This window comes from Isoptericola croceus, from assembly GCF_029382255.1.
GTDB lineage: Bacteria > Actinomycetota > Actinomycetes > Actinomycetales > Cellulomonadaceae > Isoptericola > Isoptericola croceus.
The window spans coordinates 1-270 of the sequence record NZ_JARLLG010000288.1 but is presented as its reverse complement, the minus strand read 5'-3'; the positions used below and the strand labels follow the sequence as shown (position 1 = coordinate 270).

1 protein-coding gene is annotated in these 270 nt (G+C 70.0%); it reads left to right on the top strand.

Annotation, left to right across the window (positions count from 1 at the left end; all coding sequences use genetic code 11):
• Positions 1 to 9 precede the first annotated feature (9 nt).
• The coding region (locus tag PZC42_RS21410) for an alkaline phosphatase (RefSeq protein WP_277214171.1) at positions 10 to 270 on the top strand (261 nt) is incomplete at its 3' end.

Here is a 270-nt window from a genome sequence, read left to right as displayed (position 1 = left end):
GGCAAGTCGGTGGGCGCGGTGACGACCACGCGGGTGACGCACGCCACGCCGGCCGCCACGTATTCACACATCTGCCATCGTGACGGCGAGAACCAGATCGCCGCGCAAGGCACGCCGGGCAACGCGCTGTACAACGCCGCGCTCAAGGATGGCCTAGACGTGCTGCTCGGCGGCGGCCGCCGTCACTACCTGCCGCAAGGCACGACGGGCAGCAAGCGCACCGACGCGACCGACCTGACCGCGCAGTTCCAGACCGCCGGCTACACCTAC